The organism is Mucilaginibacter sabulilitoris (genome assembly GCF_034262375.1).
GTDB classification, from domain to species: Bacteria; Bacteroidota; Bacteroidia; order Sphingobacteriales; family Sphingobacteriaceae; genus Mucilaginibacter; species Mucilaginibacter sabulilitoris.
Genome location: NZ_CP139558.1, coordinates 3,088,196 through 3,104,878, shown reverse-complemented (window position 1 = coordinate 3,104,878; position 16,683 = coordinate 3,088,196). Strand labels below are relative to the sequence as shown.

The 16,683-nt window shown below is 36.8% G+C and carries 25 protein-coding genes and 3 tRNA genes; 13 read left to right on the top strand and 15 right to left on the bottom strand.

All coding sequences use genetic code 11. The features are described from left to right. Positions 1-193 precede the first annotated feature (193 nt). The 4 genes from SNE25_RS13460 to SNE25_RS13445 all read right to left on the bottom strand — a co-directional run bounded on the left by SNE25_RS13460 (position 194) and on the right by SNE25_RS13445 (position 1,977). Positions 194-421 (bottom strand): hypothetical protein, encoded by a 228-nt coding sequence (locus SNE25_RS13460; protein ID WP_321565620.1) that lies wholly within the window; start codon positions 419-421, stop codon positions 194-196. A gap of 224 nt (positions 422-645) precedes the next feature. Further along, the gene (locus SNE25_RS13455; protein WP_321565619.1) at positions 646-927 is read right to left on the bottom strand and encodes a YciI family protein; all 282 of its coding nucleotides are present in this window, start codon (positions 925-927) and stop codon (positions 646-648) included. Positions 928-968: 41 nt separating this feature from the next. Further along, positions 969-1,337 carry a VOC family protein gene (locus tag SNE25_RS13450; RefSeq protein ID WP_321565618.1) on the bottom strand — a complete coding sequence of 123 codons (369 nt, stop codon included), beginning with the start codon at positions 1,335-1,337 and terminating at the stop codon, positions 969-971. 49 nt (positions 1,338-1,386) lie between these two features. Further along, positions 1,387-1,977, bottom strand: a complete 591-nt coding sequence (locus tag SNE25_RS13445) for a TetR/AcrR family transcriptional regulator (protein WP_321565617.1) — start codon at positions 1,975-1,977, stop codon at positions 1,387-1,389. 180 nt (positions 1,978-2,157) lie between these two features. Between SNE25_RS13445 and SNE25_RS13440 the strand changes: the two genes are divergently transcribed. Together SNE25_RS13440 and SNE25_RS13435 are read left to right on the top strand one after the other, a co-directional pair. Then, positions 2,158-2,388 carry a hypothetical protein gene (locus tag SNE25_RS13440; protein ID WP_321565616.1) on the top strand — a complete coding sequence of 77 codons (231 nt, stop codon included), beginning with the start codon at positions 2,158-2,160 and terminating at the stop codon, positions 2,386-2,388. A 206-nt stretch (positions 2,389-2,594) separates the two neighbouring features. Continuing rightward, on the top strand, positions 2,595-4,826 hold the full coding sequence (locus SNE25_RS13435; protein WP_321565615.1) for a tetratricopeptide repeat protein: 2,232 nt from the start codon (positions 2,595-2,597) through the stop codon (positions 4,824-4,826). Between the two features lie 3 nt (positions 4,827-4,829). On the opposite strand, the gene SNE25_RS13430 is transcribed toward SNE25_RS13435, so the two are convergent. Together SNE25_RS13430 and SNE25_RS13425 are read right to left on the bottom strand one after the other, a co-directional pair. Next, on the bottom strand, positions 4,830-5,189 hold the full coding sequence (locus SNE25_RS13430) for a hypothetical protein (RefSeq protein ID WP_321565614.1): 360 nt from the start codon (positions 5,187-5,189) through the stop codon (positions 4,830-4,832). A 61-nt stretch (positions 5,190-5,250) separates the two neighbouring features. Beyond that, positions 5,251-5,562 (bottom strand): hypothetical protein, encoded by a 312-nt coding sequence (locus SNE25_RS13425; protein ID WP_321565613.1) that lies wholly within the window; start codon positions 5,560-5,562, stop codon positions 5,251-5,253. A gap of 256 nt (positions 5,563-5,818) precedes the next feature. Between SNE25_RS13425 and SNE25_RS13420 the strand changes: the two genes are divergently transcribed. Next, positions 5,819-6,157 (top strand): hypothetical protein, encoded by a 339-nt coding sequence (locus SNE25_RS13420; RefSeq protein ID WP_321565612.1) that lies wholly within the window; start codon positions 5,819-5,821, stop codon positions 6,155-6,157. 122 nt (positions 6,158-6,279) lie between these two features. On the opposite strand, the gene SNE25_RS13415 is transcribed toward SNE25_RS13420, so the two are convergent. Both SNE25_RS13415 and SNE25_RS13410 read right to left on the bottom strand, forming a co-directional pair. Continuing rightward, a complete protein-coding gene (locus tag SNE25_RS13415) occupies positions 6,280-6,693 on the bottom strand; it encodes a hypothetical protein (RefSeq protein ID WP_321565611.1) in 414 nt (137 codons plus the stop codon). Between the two features lie 57 nt (positions 6,694-6,750). Then, positions 6,751-6,945: a hypothetical protein gene (locus SNE25_RS13410; RefSeq protein ID WP_321565610.1), complete on the bottom strand. Its 195-nt coding sequence runs from the start codon at positions 6,943-6,945 to the stop codon at positions 6,751-6,753. 153 nt (positions 6,946-7,098) lie between these two features. Here SNE25_RS13410 and SNE25_RS13405 point away from each other — a divergent pair, with 153 nt between their 5' ends. The 3 genes from SNE25_RS13405 (at position 7,099) to SNE25_RS13395 (ending at position 9,386) form a co-directional block, all read left to right on the top strand. Beyond that, complete coding sequence (locus tag SNE25_RS13405; protein ID WP_321565609.1) at positions 7,099-7,800, top strand: S24 family peptidase; 702 nt, start codon at positions 7,099-7,101, stop codon at positions 7,798-7,800. Positions 7,801-8,269: 469 nt separating this feature from the next. Beyond that, positions 8,270-8,773: a GNAT family N-acetyltransferase gene (locus SNE25_RS13400; RefSeq protein WP_321565608.1), complete on the top strand. Its 504-nt coding sequence runs from the start codon at positions 8,270-8,272 to the stop codon at positions 8,771-8,773. A gap of 259 nt (positions 8,774-9,032) precedes the next feature. Further along, a complete protein-coding gene (locus SNE25_RS13395; RefSeq protein ID WP_321565607.1) occupies positions 9,033-9,386 on the top strand; it encodes a hypothetical protein in 354 nt (117 codons plus the stop codon). Between the two features lie 102 nt (positions 9,387-9,488). Here the strand turns inward: SNE25_RS13395 and SNE25_RS13390 are convergent, their stop codons facing one another. The 5 genes from SNE25_RS13390 to SNE25_RS13370 form a co-directional block, all read right to left on the bottom strand. Next, a complete protein-coding gene (locus SNE25_RS13390) occupies positions 9,489-9,776 on the bottom strand; it encodes an RNA recognition motif domain-containing protein (RefSeq protein WP_321565606.1) in 288 nt (95 codons plus the stop codon). A 164-nt stretch (positions 9,777-9,940) separates the two neighbouring features. Next, a complete protein-coding gene (locus tag SNE25_RS13385; RefSeq protein WP_321565605.1) occupies positions 9,941-10,537 on the bottom strand; it encodes a hypothetical protein in 597 nt (198 codons plus the stop codon). Positions 10,538-10,729: 192 nt separating this feature from the next. After that, positions 10,730-11,983: a BamA/TamA family outer membrane protein gene (locus tag SNE25_RS13380; protein WP_321565604.1), complete on the bottom strand. Its 1,254-nt coding sequence runs from the start codon at positions 11,981-11,983 to the stop codon at positions 10,730-10,732. A gap of 81 nt (positions 11,984-12,064) precedes the next feature. Then, positions 12,065-12,529, bottom strand: a complete 465-nt coding sequence (locus tag SNE25_RS13375) for an RES family NAD+ phosphorylase (RefSeq protein ID WP_321565603.1) — start codon at positions 12,527-12,529, stop codon at positions 12,065-12,067. Between the two features lie 92 nt (positions 12,530-12,621). Next, positions 12,622-13,122, bottom strand: coding sequence for an antitoxin Xre/MbcA/ParS toxin-binding domain-containing protein (locus tag SNE25_RS13370; protein ID WP_321565602.1), 501 nt, complete (start codon positions 13,120-13,122; stop codon positions 12,622-12,624). 214 nt (positions 13,123-13,336) lie between these two features. Here SNE25_RS13370 and SNE25_RS13365 point away from each other — a divergent pair, with 214 nt between their 5' ends. The 5 genes from SNE25_RS13365 (at position 13,337) to SNE25_RS13345 (ending at position 14,860) form a co-directional block, all read left to right on the top strand. Next, on the top strand, positions 13,337-13,549 hold the full coding sequence (locus tag SNE25_RS13365; protein WP_321565601.1) for a hypothetical protein: 213 nt from the start codon (positions 13,337-13,339) through the stop codon (positions 13,547-13,549). Next, complete coding sequence (locus SNE25_RS13360; RefSeq protein ID WP_321565600.1) at positions 13,485-13,793, top strand: hypothetical protein; 309 nt, start codon at positions 13,485-13,487, stop codon at positions 13,791-13,793. The genes SNE25_RS13365 and SNE25_RS13360 overlap by 65 nt, the downstream gene beginning before the upstream one ends. A 241-nt stretch (positions 13,794-14,034) precedes the next feature. Beyond that, the gene (locus tag SNE25_RS13355; protein ID WP_321565599.1) at positions 14,035-14,394 is read left to right on the top strand and encodes a hypothetical protein; all 360 of its coding nucleotides are present in this window, start codon (positions 14,035-14,037) and stop codon (positions 14,392-14,394) included. A 15-nt stretch (positions 14,395-14,409) separates the two neighbouring features. Further along, positions 14,410-14,637, top strand: a complete 228-nt coding sequence (locus SNE25_RS13350) for a hypothetical protein (protein ID WP_321565598.1) — start codon at positions 14,410-14,412, stop codon at positions 14,635-14,637. A 79-nt stretch (positions 14,638-14,716) separates the two neighbouring features. Continuing rightward, positions 14,717-14,860 carry a hypothetical protein gene (locus SNE25_RS13345; RefSeq protein ID WP_321565597.1) on the top strand — a complete coding sequence of 48 codons (144 nt, stop codon included), beginning with the start codon at positions 14,717-14,719 and terminating at the stop codon, positions 14,858-14,860. 14 nt (positions 14,861-14,874) lie between these two features. Here the strand turns inward: SNE25_RS13345 and SNE25_RS13340 are convergent. Both SNE25_RS13340 and SNE25_RS13335 read right to left on the bottom strand, forming a co-directional pair. Beyond that, positions 14,875-14,958 (bottom strand) — tRNA-Leu (locus SNE25_RS13340). Between the two features lie 67 nt (positions 14,959-15,025). Beyond that, positions 15,026-15,109, bottom strand: a tRNA-Leu gene (locus SNE25_RS13335). 211 nt (positions 15,110-15,320) lie between these two features. Here SNE25_RS13335 and SNE25_RS13330 point away from each other — a divergent pair. Beyond that, positions 15,321-16,343, top strand: a complete 1,023-nt coding sequence (locus SNE25_RS13330) for a WD40/YVTN/BNR-like repeat-containing protein (protein WP_321565596.1) — start codon at positions 15,321-15,323, stop codon at positions 16,341-16,343. Between the two features lie 132 nt (positions 16,344-16,475). After that, positions 16,476-16,548 (top strand) — tRNA-Lys (locus tag SNE25_RS13325). The last annotated feature ends 135 nt before the right edge of the window (positions 16,549-16,683 follow it).

Sequence of the window (16,683 nt, the reverse complement as noted above, 5' to 3'; positions counted from 1 at the left end):
TAATTCCACGCTACACATGAAAATATTATAACATACTGATATTTTTAACTTTACTTGAAGCTAATATAAAAATTACAGATAGAAAAATCCCGGTTAACAAACCAGGCGTAGGGGTATTAAATATTATAGATTTATAATTGGTTTGAATGATGCTTAAAGCGATTTATATACCTAGTAGTCGGAAAAAATAGCATTAGCTCCCATGTGTTATCTGAATACTATTGGTGCTTTTTATTTTTCTTTGTGAACGCCATATACCTGCCGTGCAAATAACTACGCCTAACAATAAAAAGCCCTCAACATATATGTGGGCACCGGAAATCCCTCTTGGCGGATAAATAAATAACGACGAAAGATCGGGTAACAGCAAGCCAAACAAAGGAAAACTCGAAAATATCCTAAAAATTGCTAATTCTTCCATATCTAACAATTTGACAAGCACAAATTACACCTTTTAGGAATACCAAGCAAATTTATTTTCTTAAAAAGTAAAACAATATTTCTGATAGATTAATTTAATAGCATATTCGGAAATATTAAATCCATGACATACAACGACCGTCTCGTCGAAACCTAAAATTCCGAGTCCAGAAAACTTGTCATACAGTTTTAAAGCATGCTAGCATTTATTAAGATAATACTAAACTAAAAAGGCATCGCCCTAACTAATTCAACTATATTGTGAAGTATAGCCGGATCATTATCAATAATTTGCTCCAGTTCGGTATCAGATGATACATATAGGATAATAAAATTACGGGCCTGATTCCAAAAATTGCCGCTCATTAATACTTTTCCTTTGTTTTTAAGATTTTCATAATAATTAATACGCTCCTTTATACAAGGCTGTTCAATACTATTACTTTCTTTCTCTTCAAAAAATAGCATTACGTGGTGAGGTTCTTTATAGGATGATGTTTGCGTCATATTGAAATGATTTTTATATTTTGATTTTATTTAAAAAAAAGTTATGACTGACAAGTAACCTCAGTAAGTATATTGCCGGGTGCATTAAAGTAGAAGCCGTAACTGCCCCTCATTTTACCAGGTGGGTGCTCTGTTGCAACGCCACCTTCAACAAGGCGGTTATAGATACTTGTTACTTCTTCCTGACTATCAACAAAAAAACCGATATGAAAGGCATCCGGATAAGTAATATTCCCATTCTTGTTGAAATCATTAGCCATCAATACTAGTGTAAAACCGTCCTTTCCCTCTAAAACAGCAAGTACATTATCACCTTTCACATCTGTACATTTAAAGTTAAAGTATTGTTCAAAAAAATTGATGCTGCCAATCACATCGGTTACAGGCAGATTAATATGGTTAAGTTTCATCTTGGATTACAATAAATGAATGTTCGTTTAATTATTCAGTTAAATTTTTTTATGGTTTCAGTGCTTTTAAAACAAGCTCCAGTGTTTGCATCATCATTTTATCATCAAGCTTAAAAGTACTGTTTACATGGCTGCTCCCCTGGTAATGATATTTTATTAACTGGTATAAAGGTGCAAATGCTACAGACCAGTATACCTCAAACGGCAGGGAAATAAGTTGTTTTTTTTGAATGGAGTTTTCCATAAATGGTCCCAGCACAGATCCAAAATTGGTAGTAAGTGCCCTGCTTACCTCTTCGTAATAATTAGTATATCGCATAATTTCAATAAATTCCATTTCGGTTGGGAAATTTATAAAATACTGCATCCGGTTTTGCCATTGTATTCTTAAACCAATATCAAAATCCATTTCAGGCGAAAAATCTTTTAAACTGCAATTTATCATCTGCCAAGCCACTTCCAGGCAAAGTTTGGTGATCAAGTCATCTTTATCTTTATAGTAAATATAAATTGTAGCCGGTGATACATTGGCTGCTTTAGCCAGTTTACTAATACTAAACCCGTCAAGACCATGCTTAACTATAATTTCCATAGCCTTTTGGCGTATTAATAACTCTTTATTTTCGTCTCTTGGTCGCATTACAATACAAATATAAATGAATGTTCATTCATTTAAAAATTTATTTTTAAATTTCACATATTCGTTCCAACAGCAAACAATTTTGTATACAATTTGTACTATGATAAATTTTATTTATTTTGTTTAAATAGTAATTATATAATGCGTACCTTAGCATTATCATACTAAATGTTAGTAATTATGGAGAAATTAATAATATTAAGAATGTTTTTTTGTTTCCCACTTTTTGGGCTGCTTTTGCCGGATGCAGGAATTCTACTTTCAAAAAACCAGGGTCACATTCCCCTGATTCATGTAGCGATCGAAATTTCACTGATTTTTTGCATCCTTATTTGCACAGCCGTCATTACTTATGGTAAAAAACGCAATCAAGCCCATGCTAATGAAACCAATGAGGCATCTTTTTCTTAAAACAGTTTCGCTTATAGGTTGAAAATTACACCTGTTCTATTTTTTATCTAAACCGGATACTCCTGGGGTTTTTATGCCCCAAATTTTTCATTTCTTTAACTTTAAACTGGTTTTTCAGCTAAATTGCATCACTTTTATTTTCGGTATAGCCTTTGTTATACACCCTGTTGATGCTTTTACTGAAATTTGTAAACTGTTATTTGTAAATGAAAAAATTCTTATTCCTGATTTTTTTACCCCTATCTACATTTGCCCAAACAGCAAGCACTTATATTCAAAATGGGAATGCAAAGTCCAATACAAAAGATTATAAAGGTGCCATACAAGATTTCACACAGGCCATACTGCTTGATGATAAAAGTAGTGAAGCTTATTTTTACCGCGCAAATGCGTATGGAAATCTTAAGGATAACAAGGCAGCCATTGCCGATTACGCCAAAACAATAAGCCTAAAGCCTAATTTTGCCACAGCTTATTATTATAAAGCGAACGCTGAGAGTAACATAAGTGACTATCATAATGCCATTGAGGATTTTAACAAAGCCATTGCGCTTGAACCCCAAAATGTTAAGATGTACCAATACCGCGGTAATGCAAAATCAAATATTGAAGATTATGCCGGCGCTATTGTCGATTTTACCACTGCCTTAAAATTTACTCCAAAAGATGCAGAGTTATATGAATTCAGAGGGTTGGCACAAAACAATAAGGGCGATTTTACAGCGGCTATCAGCGACTACAATGCGGCAATTAAGCTTAACCCTCAAGAGAGTGAATTATACAGATATCGTGCCGGTTCAAAAGGGAGCCTGAATGATGATCATGGAGCTTTGGCCGATTACACTACCGCGTTATCATTAGATCCACAAAATGCAGAAGCTTATTTTTACAGGGGGAACACCCGCGGTAACCTTAACGATTTTAAAGGAGCCGTTGACGATTATAAAAAAGCTGCTGCAATAAACCCTAACCTAAAAAACCTGTTTTTTTATTTGGCCAACGCTGAAAATAAAATAGGCGACAGTAAGGGGGCACTTGAGTATTTTAATAAGGCTATTGCCCAACTTCCGGCAAAGGCCGATTTGTATTTGTACCGAGGCCTTGTAAAGAGCAACCTGAAAGATTATACTGGAGCAATAGACGATCTGAACCGCTCCATAGCGCTTGACTCCAAAAATCCGGAAACATATCAAAACCGGTCATCTGTTAAACTGGAATTGAATGATAGCCAGGGCGCCAAACTTGATGCCGACACAGCTATAATGCTAAGCCCAAAGAGTCTGAAGGCTTATATCAGTCGAAGTAAAGCGAAAATGGCGCTAAAAGATACCGCAGGCGTAATAGCCGATTTGACACTGGCCATTAATATTAATAATAAAAATGATGAAGCCTACCTTGTACGTGGTGATGCTTACCGTAACCTTGGCAACAGGCAAGCAGCAATTCGTGACTATACAACAGCTATCCAGGTAAATCCGCATTACACTTATGCTTATTTAAACCGGGGAATCGAAAAAGATAAAATAAATGACCCGGCCGGCGCGGTGAAGGACTTTGAAAAACTGATAGAGCTCTCACCGCAACGCCAGGATGCTTACTTGCGTTTGGGAAAAGTTTCTAACTTTTTTAAATATACCGGCAAAGGGGTGCAACTGTTTACTAGCGCCATTGCGTTAGACCCTGCAAATTCAAACTTCTATCTTTTCAGAGGTGAGGCAAAAGCGGCAACGGGCGATAACAAAGGAGCTATGGCCGATTATGATACCGGTATTTCCAAAGACCCTAAAAATATAGCTCTGCTATTAAAACGTGGCTTAAGCAAAGCTGGCTTTGAAGACAACGCCGGAGCCCTCGCTGATTTTAACGCGGCTATTAAAGTTGATTCCGCATCTGACACCTCGGCGGTACTTTATCAAAACCGCGGACACATTCAGGCAAGATTAAAAAATTATAAAGCCGCTATGTCTGACCTGGATAAGGCGGTTTCTATTTTCTCTAACGATGAAACCTTTTTATTTAGGGGCGATGTAAAACTGGCGCTTAAAGATTATGCCGGAGCAGCCGATGATTTTCATAATGCAGTTTACATAAACGCTAATAATGCCAGGGCTTATGCCCACAGCAGTTTTGCCAAAACCAAGCTTGGCGACGAACAGGGAGCTACTGATGATTTTGATAACGCGCTTAAATTTGGTGAAGGCGTATATATTTATACCGATTTGGCAGCTTTAAAAACAAGCATTAATGATGCGGCGGATGCGCTTAGTGATTGCAACACGGCCATGAATTTAAACCCTAAATACGCTGATGCCTACCTGCAACGCGGGCTTGCAAAAATAGCCCTAAATGAAAAAAATGGCGCTTGTACCGATTTTGCTAAGGCTATTGAACTGGGATCAAAAAACGCTCCTATGGTGGCGGACCGTTATTGTAAATAAAACTTATCCGGCTTTTTTATCCAGATGTAATTGATCGCGCAGCTCTTTGATCTCAATTTCGTAGGCACGCATACGGGCGTGCAAAATATCTACTTCGGTACGCATCATTTGAATCTCAGTAATCAATTTGGCCGATTCCGGTTTATCTATTTTTTTCTCGCCTGTTCCTAAAATGAGCCATTCAGGCGAATATTTAAGCTGGAAACAGAGTTTGCGGATTAAATAATAACTAATATCCTGCTTCTGATTGATCACTTTACTGATGAAACCCTGGTCTACGCCAATAGCCCCTGCAAGGCCCAGCTGACCGCCGTATTCCTTTACAATTACCTTTAACCGTTTTATTATAGCTTCGTCAGACATATATGACTGCAATAATAAACAATTTGTTTATTTGGCAAATATTTATTTCCTTTTTAAAAGATCATCTTGCTTCTACCATTTGCAATAAGTCATTTAGTTGCTTGTTATAGGTTTGCATGTTAATATGGCCGGAATTGTACTCGGTGGTTATTCTACTCAGCTTATTCTGTATCTCGTCTCCTTCCGGGGCACTCTTCAAAGCTTCATTTATTCTATTCAGCTTAAGACCTAAACTTTGCATCATTAATAACGGCTGCACGTCACTGGTTTGTTTTAACATAGTACTTACCTTACGACGCTGCTGCTCATCAAATCTTAAAATCAGATATACTACTATCAATCCCATAGCTAAAAACAAGTAAAAATAATCCATGACTGCTGCTAATGTTTTGTATATATGTTATTACGACATTTTTAACACCGAAGTTGCGCCAGGGTTTTAAATTTTTCAGAATCAATCAACATTATCAGAGATAACCTATGTTGTTGCATTTTAAAGTTTTACAATTAATAATGCTATACCGGTCAATTATCAGAAAATATTTCACGAGGATGATTTTTAAATTCCGGTATAAAAAGCGGTACTTTGTAAAGTATTACGGCTTTTAACCCTTATAGCGTTTACTATTATGAAACCAGGAGACAAGGTAATTTGCATTGATGACAGGATAGATCCGGAAAAAAGTGAAGAGATAAAAAGGGATTTCGAAATATGGATTACTAAAGATAAGGAATATACCATTCGCGAGATATTGGATAACAATGGCATTGTACCCGGTATATTGCTGGATGAGGTACATAACTTTCCCAAATTTTTTAAACTGATTAATCGTTTCCAGGAACCGGCTTTTGCACAATGGCGTTTCCGCAAGCTTAACTATGCCAGCCAACCTGCTGAGGCTGTTAGCGAGGTGGAGGAACTTGTTGAGATTGAACAACCAGAAAAGCAGCAGGTAAAAGTGAAATAACAATACTAAATTATTGAAAAGCCTCTGTGTCATTGCTTTATTGCTTACAATGACACAGATTTCTTGAAGATAAATAAATGAATAATATGCCATTTGACATACCATCAAGCGACAAAAAGAACTTATTCATAAGTACACGCAGCTTCCGTTTCTACCAGTTGCGCAAGGATAGTTTTTAAAACTGCCTCCCTCGCCCACTGCTGCTCAATTACCACGGCATCTTCCTGGTACCACTTTAAAGGCGCATTTATTTCAATACGGGCTTTATATACGAAGTTTTTGGTAGGATGCATTTTACTACCCTCATAACTGTTAAAATTTTCCGCTTTTATTATTTTGGCAAACTCCCGCGCTTTAATATCAAGCTGCAGGCATTCATCAAGTGAGTTTTTGAAATCATGCTTGTCTTCCAGCCAAAGGGTAAGTGTTTCATCAGTAAGGTCATGGTCGGCAATGGCTATGCGGCTGTAATCATAATCTACAGAAATGATGAGCCACCATAATTGATCTTTTAATTTTTGTGCAATTTTTATCATTGTATTTGATTTTTAAGTGTTGTAAGCCTTGTTTACTACTAAGGTGTTTAGCATGTGCTATCTGAAAGCCGACATCCAGTCAGGCAGATATTTCTGTATCGCTTCAATTTCTTTACTATACTTTCTAACTGTTGCCTGATAGGCCTGGTAACGCAGCAGCGGTTCATGATTTGCCAGGATTGTATTGCTGTTATGATCATCAGCGTCATTTGCAGATTGTTGTGCGTTTAAAGCGGAGTAAGCTATGTACATGATTTAGCTTATTTCTGTAATACATATTCTTTATATTCTGTATTAAAAAAGTTTGATCTTATCAAAATAAGTGCTATTTTAGTAAAATCAACAAGACAAGCACACAGAAATATCTTTATTGCAATCAAGAATAAACTTTAAATAAATTTCATCATGAATGAAGCCCCGAAATCAAATAAAATCAAGATCATTCGTCCCGAGACACTGGAATTTATTATACTTTACAATCAACTGAAGGGAAAAGCCTTTACCGGAAATGCACAACTGGCAGAGGTACTAGGTTTTAATTCGCCAAGCTCAATTACCGAAATTATAAAGAGCAGACAAAACATCGATCCGGAAAAACTTAGAATATTTAAAGAAAAATACAGCGATCTAATTGATGGCAAAAATACAAGCATAAATCAAGAAAATACTACAACAAATAAAGCAGAAGCTGGTATTCCGATGTATGAAATTTCAGCTACTGCCTCTGGCGTAGAAGTATATAATGATATTAATGATTCTATGCCGGTTGGCCGTATGAACTTTCCGGGAATTGAGGATTGTGATTTTGCATTGCCTGTTTGGGGGCATTCTATGTACCCTTATCTCGAAAACGGCTGCTGGGTGGCTCTTAAAGTAATACATGATAAAAAAATACTGCCCGGCGAAGTATACTACATAGAATGGGGTGAATATCGCATGTACAAACGGCTGCTGGCAGGCGACAATGCCGACGAAGTAGTTGCCCACTCTGATAATACCACCGAAATGATTGGCAGTCGGCTTAAATACGCTCCTTTTATTATTAAGATTGTCGACATCAAAAAATTATGCCTTGTAAAAGACATCCACAAGAAGCATAATCATTAATTTATCGCCCTTAACTATTAATCAGACGATAAGTTGGCCTTTTTACAAGGTAACACAACTTGTATAATATGGACTATTTCATTAAAACACACCAATATTTATTATTTAATACACAAATGTTTGTAAAACAGTTTATTATGTATATTTGTATACTTTACCCCATTAAAATAGCATGCTGGTTAAAGCACTACATTTTATAAGCGACTATTTCAGCGTTGGAAATATGCTGCAGAATATTGCATTTTATTCTCTCCTGCTTTTAATGATATGGGTAATCATAGTACAATTAAAGATGAGGCCATATAAAGTGTCTAAGCGAATCAAAAACACTTGACTTGAAATCAACATACTCGCCTTTAACATACGAATTAATACCCTGATCAACAGCTTATCGCAAGAAATAAAGACATACTTGTAAAATACAATAGCATAAAACTCCGCTTTTTTTTCATTTGGGTTTCCAATTTATATGATGCTCATCAAACAAGCTACCCTAACAGATGTTCCGCAGATTATGCTACTCATTGCTGAGGTTGTGCCGGCTATGATAGCATCCGGCAATTTACAGTGGGACAGTAATTACCCAAATGCAGTTGTTTTTACCGATGACATCAACAAGGGCCAGCTTTGGGTTGCCGAAGTAGAGGGGCACATTGCAGGCATCAGCGCCATTACAACCGACCAGGAAATCGAATATGCGCAGGTAGGCTGGGATCTTACCGAAATTGCAATAGTCACTCATCGCCTTGCCGTAAGTCCTCAATATAGAGGCCTCGGCATAGCAAAGGCATTACTACAACAAGCCGAACAAGAAGCCCGGAACCGAAACATAAAAACGCTGCGTATTGACACCAATACAAACAATGAAGCTACTCAAAAATTATTTCCAAAACTGGGATACATTTATGCGGGAGAAATTAACCTTGGATTCAGGCAGGGTTTAAGATTTTACTGCTATGAAAAAAGGCTTTAAACATTAAGATTCTGCTTATTAATTAACTGCATATATTATAGGTTTTAAAATATGATTTAACATACAGCAAACCTAAAAAAGCTGCGAATAGGTTACTGCATTACGGCTTAATGTATCAAAACTAAATATTTATCAACATTTGTCCATTTTATCAACACTATGCTTACGTATATAATATAATACTTATATATTTATTTTAATAAACCGCCAAAAACACCATCCCCCGGTGTTAAGGCAACCCTAAATTATAATAACTAAGATGATGGAACCTATTATGATGTTTATAATCGCTACTATTATTGTAGCCATACTTTTAGTTGCATTTAATAAGCAACAGGAAGATAAAGTTAGCGATCACTTATACACCAATGACGTACAACAGCTGTACCAGCTCACTACTGCTGAATACAAAATTAACGCCTTGGAAAATCACCAACTTAACAAATTCAACCATATTGAAGGGACAGAAATGCCAAATATCGCCCAGGAACTTGATCGGCTCACCACGGCATTTAACAATGGCGAAATTCCCCTAAACGAACTTAATTCAAGACTTGATTATTTATTAAATATGTTTAATACAGACAATTCCGGTATAATGCAAGCCTATTAACTTTATGGTTTAAATCATTAAATCTTTACAGAAATAACACCACAAAAAAAGCCGGGCAAAAGCCGGCTTATATATTCAAAAAAGAATAATTTTTTTAATTTATTAGTTACGTCTAAAACCACCTTTACCGCCGCCGTTAAAGCCTGGACCTTTGTCTTCGGCCACGTTAACGGTAATTCTACGGCCATAATAACTCGCTCCGTTCATACACCTTATCGCTTCTTTCGCTTCGTCATCATTAACCATCTCCACAAACCCAAAACCCTTACTCTCTTTTGTTTCGCGGTCTTTAATAATTCTAAGCGACTTAACCGGCCCAAAATCACCAAAAACTGCTGTTAATTCAGCCTCATCTACTTCTAAAGGAAGCCCTGCAATAAATACTTTCATCAATGTCTTTAAAATTTGCATAAAGGTACAAAAAAATGAGCGCATTTTGGCGGATGCCTTGGCAAATGATGAACACAGTAGTCTTTTTTACCTTAAAATTACGCAGTACAGACTAACTAAGATTATTAAAAAATCAGGATCCCTTATGGATAAAACCAAATACGTTATTTGAGTTGTAGTTCAAAACTACCCTCAACAGGATAAAATGGTGAATTAACCTTATCGTCCTTAGCTAAAAAAGTAGTAAAAGTACCTTTAGCGATCAGGTTTTCATCGTTATACTTCTCAAGGCTTATTTTGCCAGAATCGTCTTGGTCGGTGTATTTGCTTAATGTGTATTGAAGTACAGGCTTTTTATCATCCATATGAAAAAGGAACTGACTACCAGCCACTTTATTTTCAGTATCAGATGATGCAAAGCCTATTGAGCTGATACCAAAGCTCATAGTGTGTGCTTTATTAATGGCTGTAATTCCAAAATATTTATTGTCGCCATTATTCACATTGATAAATGCTACCGAATCTGTAGCTGCATCAAAAGTATAGGTAGAATCTTCTATAGTAACTTTCAGAGTGCCTTTGCCAGCTAAAAAATTGCCCGGGGTATTGATAATGCTCAGTGTAGACACACTATCGGTAATAGCTGTTTGTTTAACAACATCCATATCCTTTACATTCTCATCTTTTTGGCATGATGATATCATTACCGAGAAGAGTAAAACAAAGGAAATGAGCCACTTAGTAAACCGAATACTGTTCATAGGCAATTACATGGCTAAAGCTAATAATAAATAATTAAAAAAATTTCTCTCACATGGAAATTAATAAATATTTAACACTTTTTTACAATTGCCCAATAATTGTAGTAATCAAGGTGTTACTCTTAAAATTAATTCGGTCTCTTAATAATTGAGTACAGTGTTTCGACAATACAATTAAGATAAAATTATCGTTTAAAAAACTTCGCCAACATTTATGAACAGCCCTCTTGAACCTTCGCGGCCAAAGCCGTAATCAATAGCTATATTGGTTTTTGATACCTTGTTAAGCTTTATACGCAAGCCAGGACCAAAAGCCGGTTGAATATTTTGCAACCGTGTACCTGGTGCAGCCGAAAAAGACTGGGCGTTTATAAATGCCACACCACCCAACAATCCGTTACGGGTTATCTTAAAACGGTACTCGCTTTCCAAATATACCATCTGCGCGCCACGGAACCGGCCTTGTATATATCCCCTGCCTGTTGTATTACCCGGATCGTGACCTGTTGCCGGCAAATCAAGATAGGCCGGCCGGCCATTGAGTATTAACCAGTTGTACGACCAAAAGGCCAGCACATTATCTGAATGTTCAGGGAATTTATAATACTTGCGTATATCAATAATCAGGGAGCGCCAGGCAGTTGTACTACCCAAAAAGGTATAATTATCCCGGTACTGCAACGAAGTATAAAATCCTCGCGACGCGTTTATGGAATTGTCCCTGCTATCAAACAGTGCGCTGAATGTTATACCTGTAGAGATGGATTTCTTTACCGGCCCATACTTTTTAAAATCAGAAATTTCGCCATTCGCCTGCCCTTTTTCAGACATGTTCCAGCGGTCATCAAAAATATAGCCCAAACCGGCGTAGAAATTACCCGTTATATGTCTTAATACGGTTTCATAAAATCGGAAAAAACTATAATCAAGCGGATTTTCATTGGCTCTGTCGGAATTACTGCCTAAACCAAAACTGCTTTGAGGGTACTTATAAAACCTGAAATCGCCGATAAAATCATATTGGTTATCTTTTGTCCATATATTTGACTGTAACGGAATAATCACCTGTTTTTTTTGTGTATAAGCCGGATTAGCAGTAATGGTGGATATGCGTGTGTTCGGCGCCGTTCGAAAAACCACGTTACCTGATAAAGTTCCGGCCAAATCAGTTTGTAAAGTGTACCCTACCGCCGGCACAATAGATATTACCGGTTTTGTAGTTATGGAATCGGCCTTGCTTTCCTTATAATTTTTATCAAATACCGACTTTATTACATCAAACAAGTCTTTCTCAAAAGTAGTATCGGGATGGGCCACTACAAGCGTATCTTTGAACTTGGCATGCCCTAACGGAATATATCGTTTATCCTGCGCATAAAGTTTTGTATTACTAAGTAATAAAGCTGTGAAAGCAAAACCTAAAACAAATATTTTTTTTATGCGCATTATAATATTGCTAAAATAACCAAAGAGTTATTAATTGCAATCAATAACCAATTAATAATCGATCTGTTTTTTGTGATGCTGTTACCGGGCCTTTAACCGTGGATCAAAAGTAAATTTACTTACACTGCTAATCTTTATTTTTTCATAATCGGGATGGGCCTGGTTAAGCAAATAATTATATTCCATATCTATAATAGCCGAGGGTACTTTTAAAACGGCGGTTTCCATTTTTCGCAGCCAGGTATCGCCCAAAAGCTGGGTTATGGGATAATTGATCACCTTGTACCAGTTGGCATTAAGTTTTGCCAGCCGCGTGGTAGTAATTTCAAAAACAGGCAGTGAATCTGGTATAGTTATTATAGCAACTGAGAAATCGCCGCTATATAATGACGTACCGGGAGTATGTGCCAGTTTCTCAAGGCAAGAAAGCGCGAGTGAACCACCTGTGTAAATTATATATTGCCCCATCGAATTCCACCGCCCGTCAATTCCTGATCCTTTCCGATCATGGGCATATTTGGTTTGACTTATTCGGTAAACATTCAAATCGGTAATGGGTATTGAGTTGTAAGTAATATTAAAAGTGATAAGTTTGCAAATTTCAAACCCGTCACTCAAAACGCATCATTCACAACAAATTAAGCTAATACACCGTAATCAATACGGATAAGTTGATTTAATACAATGCTTATACCGGTAAGCGTATCAAGCAAATCAAAAGGAATAGCATCAATACCGGGGTTATAATGCTTAAGCCAGCTTTTAAATTCATCAAGAGAGCCAAAAGTATCAATCCCTTTATCAAAAAGCTCAAAAAGCTGTATAATGTGTTCGCTTAGGCCACGATTTAATTCTCGTGAACCCTGTATGTGTTTACGCAGGGTTGGCTCGGTAATATCAAGCCACCTGGCTATATCAATTTGTGTGGCGCCGGTAACCCGCAGTAAATCGGTAATGGCATCAGAGCTCAATCCCTTCTTTATTGCACCCAGCTTAGCCAGTGGCGATTTAAAATAGGTTTCATAAGGCATTAAAAGATCATTTGCCATTAGCATAGCTTCGGTTTCGGGCATTACATAAGGGCGGGAAGCAGCACGCTTAGCACTGCTTAACCCATGGCTTTTAATTTCTTTATCCATACACAAATGTAATTATTTTCTATTTAAATAGAAAATAATTCTCCCTTATTTTATATAAATCTATACCCCTATTTCAAAACACTGTAATTATCGGTCATCAGGGATTCTCCAGACATGGCATTACTCATTAAAAATATTTTACCAAAAAAATTAGCAATAATTAAATATATTCTCTATATTTGATCTAATTATTCCAATTGTCATTTAAATCATAATGAAAGCTCAGCAATATTATTTGAAGTCGGCTTCGGTGCTGACCAAACATATCAACAGGTATTTTCTGTATATTGAAGGCAAGTACCCTACCGAACAAAAAACAGCTAAAACAAAAGCAAAGATCGCAAGCGAACAAAAAATATTGGATGGCGAGCCCGCAACCATCGCGGGGATGGCACTGTTCCTGCTTTGCCAGCAAACAGGAATTTGAAGCCTATGAAGAGTCGGGGAAACACGCCAATATACTAAAAAGGGCCCGCCTGCGCATAGAAGCGGCTTACGAAGCTCGGTTTTATCAAACCCCAACGGGAGTTATATTTGCGCTTAAAACCATGGGATGGAACGATAAACCGACAACAAGCAAACCAAGTGATAAAACCGATAATACACTGAAAGTTGAAATTGTAAATAGCGACCCGCTCCCCGCAGGCAGCGAAAAAGAGGTTACATTTTAAACCATATTACTTAAGTTGTCCCCCTCCCCGCTTAAGGTTCGTATTAATTATTATGGCAACTCAAAATAATAAATTTATTCTTTACAAAACTAACAATTTTAGTATATTTGTATTCTTAAATGCCAAATGGCATTTATATCATAAATACTCGCCTTCGGTCTTTCTCTTATATCTGAGGCAGACCTGCTGATAGTTAATTTATAAACTGGCTTCATTTAGAGTCACAAATTTCATAATAATAATGATGACCGATATCAACGCCCCGCCTTTCAATGGCATTGGTGGCTCCATCCTTTTTTGGCAAAACTATATGTCTGCAGCGCATGTGGTTGTCAATCAGGGAGGCACCAGTTCGGGCAAAACTTATGCCATTGAACAGGTACTGTATTGCCTGGCTTGCCAAACCGCTAAACTTGTAATTACTGTGGTTGCACAGGATATTCCCAACCTTAAGGCAGGAGCCCTGCGCGACGCGTTAACCATTTATTCTAATTTGCCGGCGCTCCAAAACATGATAAAAGCCTATAATAAAACCGACCGGATATTTGAATTTAATAACGGCTCGGGTAGCCATATTACAGCAGGAGGTAAACAAACTTAAAGACAATAAGAAATCATGAGTTTGAGAACATTTTTAAAAAGAATATGGCATAAAATCGAAAATGTTTTTGCTGGACTGCCAAATGAAATCAAAGTCGCTTTACATATTGGCATTTTAATTACCGAAAATATTAAAACTTTTGTTGATTCATCGGCAGCAGACCTTCTGACTATGTTAATTCTCGGCGACTTAGATGATATAATGAAGGAGAAACTTAAAATCTCTCCCTATCTTATTATGTGAATTAAAACTGGTTGAAAACACTTTAAACGTTACTCAGCCCGATGCTATAGCAAAAGCAGCAATCGAAACAATAAAAGCGATGGATGAGAATATAAAAGGAGGGATTCTTCATCAATTATCTATACTAATTGCTCAATTGGCAGCAGATGGTAAATTAAGCTGGAGTGATGGTGTATACTTATCGCAATGGTATTATGAACAGAAGTTTAAAACCAATAACTAAACAGAATTTTGAAGTGCCCAGGAGCAGATTCGAACTGCCACACCCTTACGAGTGCCACCCCCTCAAGATGGTGCGTCTACCAATTTCGCCACCTGGGCTTTTTACTTACAAAAGTAGGGTCATAAGTCAATAATTGACTTATGACCCTTTTCTTCACATCCGGCGTGCCCGAAGAGAGACTCGAACTCTCAAGAGACAATTCTCAACGGCTTCTGAGACCGCAACGTTTACCAATTTCGCCATCCGGGCTTACTCTTAATGTTTTCTTTAAATCAAGAATCAATGCTTCTAATAATTCTTAAATATAAATACCAACACCACTTAAGTAATAAGCGTGCAAATATAATTGTTTCCGTCAATCCGTCAAATTGTAATTAAATAATTCAAAACTTGAATACTTGTTGATACTTGACTTATTTAAAATTAATTTCGATAAACAGTATAATTATCCCATATTCTAATGAAAAACAATTGTCAACTCATTTTCAGCATCTTATTCATTTTTTCATTTAGTCCGACAATCACAAATGCGCAAGCTATAATACTTTTACAGCAGAATAAATCAACAAGTATCAGAGGATTATCAGTTGTAAATGATAAAACCGCATGGATAAGCGGCAGTAATGGCTATATAGCAATAACTCATAATGCCGGAAAAACATGGGAGTGGCAACAGGTAAAAGGCCATGAAAAATCAGAATTCAGAGATGTAGAAGCATTTTCAGATAAAGAGGCTGTGATCATGAGTTCTGGTACTCCTGCGTTAGTACTAAAAACAGTTGATGGAGGTAAGAGCTGGCAGGAGAAGTATATTAAAATCGATTCAGCTTATTTTTTTGATGCAATGGATTTTATGGACGACCGACACGGATATATTCTTGGAGATCCTATAAACAACAAGTTCATGTTATTGGAAACTAAAAATGGTGGTGAAACATGGACAGAAATGAAAAACGCTCCAAATGCTTTACCTGGTGAGGCTGCGTTCGCAGCAAGTGGAACGTGTTTACGATTAAGCAAAGATGGAACAATATATATAGTTTCAGGTGGCAGAAGTAGCAGGATGATTATTTTATCTCCGAATGACAATAAATGGAAATATGCTGATTTACCAATTCCTCATGGTAAAAGTAGCAAAGGCGCCTTTTCTTTAGCGATAGAAAAAAATACAAGAATAATAGTTGGTGGCGATTATGCAATAGATACTAAAACTGATTCTACTACTGCATTGTATACTATTCATCCATATATGAAATTTACTGTCCCTCTTAAAAGTCCTGGAGGATTTCAATCATGTGTAGAACACATTGATGATAATATATTTCTTTCAACCGGCACCTCCGGCAGCAATCTAACTATGGATAGAGGTAAAACATGGAAGCAAATTGATGGTACAAGTTTTAATGTTTGCCGTAAGTCAAAGGTCGGAAAACTGGTTTTGCTTGCAGGCAATGATGGCAAAATTGCAATTTTTAAAATATAGTATATTGGCAATGAATACCTTAAAAAATACTTTAAAATTAATTCAAAAAAGGCTTGCACCCTATTTCAAATACTTCTATATTTGCACCACTTTAAACGGAAACGGTAACAAAACCGAAAAAGTTAAAAGTTTGATTCCGTAGCTCAGCTGGTAGAGCATAACACTTTTAATGTTGGGGTCCTGGGTTCGAATCCCAGCGGGATCACAAAATCCGATTTAAGGAGAGATAAAGCCATTCAAAAGAATGGCTTTTCTCGTTTTAAATGGCTTCTAAGGCACTTTTTTATTCAGTCAGGGTCAAAACGATTTAAGCCGTTCGGTATACTATTCGGTATACTGT